The sequence below is a fragment of the Caloranaerobacter azorensis DSM 13643 genome (genome assembly GCF_900129995.1).
GTDB classification, from domain to species: Bacteria; Bacillota; Clostridia; order Tissierellales; family Thermohalobacteraceae; genus Caloranaerobacter; species Caloranaerobacter azorensis.
Genome location: NZ_FQXO01000128.1, coordinates 1 through 3,161, shown reverse-complemented (window position 1 = coordinate 3,161; position 3,161 = coordinate 1). Strand labels below are relative to the sequence as shown.

The window sequence follows — 3,161 nt, the reverse complement described above, 5'->3', positions numbered from 1 at the left end:
CCACCTCACGATGGACACCCTTGCCTTTGGCTAGTGGTTGGCACGGTCAACCCCCACAGTGGACTTTCACCACCTAGTTGTTACGCATGCCCGGCGCACGTAAATTTAAAGCGGCCAATGGCCGCTTTAGTTTTTACTGATTGCAAGAACTAATTCTCTAAGTATTTTACATGCAACAGCAGTTGAAACTCCACTATTATCATAATGTGGAGATAACTCCACAATATCAGCTCCTACAATATCTAAATTCTTTAAAATACCAATAATATTCATCATGTCATTAAATAGTATTCCTCCAGGTTCTGGTGTACCAGTTCCAGGAAAAACTGATGGATCTAAAATATCTAAATCGATAGTAACATAAACTTTTTTCCCTTTTAGCTTATTTACTACGTCTTCAAGACCTTTATATGTGAATTTAGTCAGATTTGTATGTCTTTTAGCCCATTCGAATTCTTCTCTTTCACCAGACCTAATCCCAAATTGGTATATCCTATCATCTCCAAGTAATTCCCATACTCTTCTTATGACTGTAGCATGAGATAACTTTTCGCCCATATAATCTTCTCTTAAGTCTGTATGAGCATCAAAATGTAAAACATAAATATCTTTATACTTTTCATAAACTGCCTTAACAGATGGCAAAGTTACTAAATGTTCACCACCTATCATAACAGGTATCTTACCGTCATTTAAAACACTTTTCGCAAACTCTTCTATCATGTCTAATACTTTTTTCGTATTACCAAATGGGAATTCCAAATCACCAGCATCATAAACTTTTATATCGGTTAAATCCTTATCAAGATACGGACTATATGTTTCCAATCCATATGATTCATTTCTCATTACAGCAGGAGCAAATCTCGTTCCCGGCCTAAATGAAGTCGTTCCATCAAAGGGGGCTCCAAAAACTACTATTTGCGAATCTTCATATTCACTGTCAAATCCTATAAATGTATAAATATTTTTATTTAACACCAGCTTCGATCATCTCCTTAACGTAAGTTGGCAAAGCAAATGCTCCTACATGTATTTCTGTATTATAGTATTTAGTTTTTAGGTTGAATTTCTTCCACTCTTCTGGTTTAAAATCTTTAATTGGATGTAATGATTTTGATGCAAATCCAAATAGCCAATGTCCTGATGGATAAGTAGGCATATGGAACTGGTATACTTCTACTATAGGGAAAATTTTCTTTAATTTTCCTGTTGCTCTTAACATAGCTTTAGCATCTCTTTCATAGTAAGGACTTTCATTTTGATTAACAAGTATACCTTTATCACTTAACGCCTTATAGCAATTCTTATAAAATTCTGTAGTAAACAATCCTTCTCCTGGTCCTATCGGATCCGTTGAATCTACAATTATTAAATCATATTCATTTTCCTTATCTTCTACAAACTTTATTCCATCTTCAAAATATAAAGTTACTCTCTCATCATCTAGTTTAGATGAAGTTAATGGTAAGAATTCCCTTGAAGCCTTAACAACTAATTCATCTATTTCAACCATGTCAATCTTTTCTATTGTATTATATCTAGTTAACTCTCTTACTGTACCGCCATCTCCACCACCTATAACTAGAACCCTTTTAATTTCAGGATTCGTAGCCATAGCAACATGAGTTATCATATCATGGTATATAAATTCATCCTTTTCTGTTACCATAACAAGCCCATCTAATAAAAGTACCTTACCAAATTCATATGTATCTATAAAATCTACCTGTTGAAAAGGACTCTTTTCTGAATAAAGATGTTTTTTCACTTTAAAAGAGAATTTAGCATAATCAGTATGTTCTTCAGTAAACCATAATTCCATTTCAAAATTCCTCCTTATGTTAGTTATTTATTATCTTATGACTTATAAAGCCGAGAGCACCCTCGGCTTTATTTTTTTTCGTAAATTAAAAATTATGCATTTACAACTTCCGGCTTATGTTTAACTTTTATATCATCTAATTGCCCATCTGAAAATCTTTTTATTTTCTCTACTATTCCTCTCGGAACTTCTTGTGTTTCTGTTTTTTCAGCTTTTAACTTTTCTTTTAGATAGTCAAAAGCAATCCATGGATCTACTTCATCTCCACATGTAAATAAATCTACCGCTGCATATCCGTATTCTGGCCAAGTATGAATTGTAAGATGAGATTCTTGTATCACTACAACTCCGCTTACTCCCCATGGATTGAACAAATGGAATACACTCTTTACTATTGTTGCCTTTGCTTCAATAGCTGCTTCATTCATATATTTCTCTATTAATGCATGGTCATTTAGTATATCTCTATCGCAGTTATAAAACTCTGCTAAAATATGTCTTCCTAATTGTTCTATCTTTATAAGCCTTCTCCTTTCTATAAAGAATGTTAATTAACATACTTATTTAAAAACTCGGCGGGCAAGTTACCCAAATTACAACGGCTTTCCTCTTAAAACTATTTTCAATAAAATGCTTCTTATCCGATTTAAAATAAAAACTTTCTCCCTTATTCACTTTATACTTGTTATCTCCTAAGTTTAAATAAATGCTTCCAGATAAAACATATCCAAACTCTTCTCCTTCATGTGGATTTTCTACCTTACTCTTTCCTCCACTTTCTAATGTAAGAAGTATAGGCTCCATACTATTCTTTTGTGCATTAGGAATAAGCCACTCGATAATATGCCCTAATTCTTCATTTTCACTTGAAAATATATCCTTTTTTGTATACACAACTTTATCATTCTCAACTTCATTAAAAAAGTTCCTGATATCAGTTCCTAATGCTTCTAATATATCCATTAATGTTGCAATAGATGGTGATGTCAAATTCCTTTCAATTTGCGATATAAAGCCTTTCGTTAAATCACATCTTTGAGCTAATTCCTGTTGAGTCAGTCCATTCAACATTCTCAACCTTTTTATTTTATTACCAATATCCACAATCACACCCCTAATTCAATAATACTATATGAAAAGTTTAAAAATGCTAAACTAAATTACAAAAAAAATTAAACTAAACTTTAAGTTTACATATAATAAATATACTACTTTTTAAAAAAATGTCAATAGCTAATTAGTTATTTAAGTTTCCCCATTTTTTTGAGAAGGAAATAAAAAAGAAATTGTGGATAAGAAAATACGAAGCCATACATTTATCAACAGATTTAATAAA

Annotated in this window: 4 protein-coding genes; all 4 read right to left on the bottom strand. The window is 32.0% G+C overall.

Translation table 11 applies throughout. The annotated features are described in order from the left end of the window. Nucleotides 1-126: 126 nt before the first annotated feature. The gene (gene speB / locus BUB51_RS12335) at nt 127-981 is read right to left on the bottom strand and encodes an agmatinase (protein ID WP_278294527.1); all 855 of its coding nucleotides are present in this window, start codon (nt 979-981) and stop codon (nt 127-129) included. Continuing rightward, complete coding sequence (gene speE / locus BUB51_RS12330; RefSeq protein WP_035164122.1) at nt 971-1,825, bottom strand: polyamine aminopropyltransferase; 855 nt, start codon at nt 1,823-1,825, stop codon at nt 971-973. The genes speB and speE overlap by 11 nt, the downstream gene beginning before the upstream one ends. Before the next feature lie 92 nt (nt 1,826-1,917). Next, nucleotides 1,918-2,340 carry an adenosylmethionine decarboxylase gene (gene speD / locus BUB51_RS12325; protein WP_197051413.1) on the bottom strand — a complete coding sequence of 141 codons (423 nt, stop codon included), beginning with the start codon at nt 2,338-2,340 and terminating at the stop codon, nt 1,918-1,920. Between the two features lie 49 nt (nt 2,341-2,389). After that, on the bottom strand, nt 2,390-2,929 hold the full coding sequence (locus BUB51_RS12320; protein WP_035164124.1) for a helix-turn-helix domain-containing protein: 540 nt from the start codon (nt 2,927-2,929) through the stop codon (nt 2,390-2,392). Between the last annotated feature and the right edge of the window lie 232 nt (nt 2,930-3,161).

Coding starts and splice junctions, on each gene's coding strand:
- speE (WP_035164122.1), bottom strand. CDS start 1,825: ATGGAATTATGGTTTACTGAAGAACATACTGATTATGCTAAATTCTCT.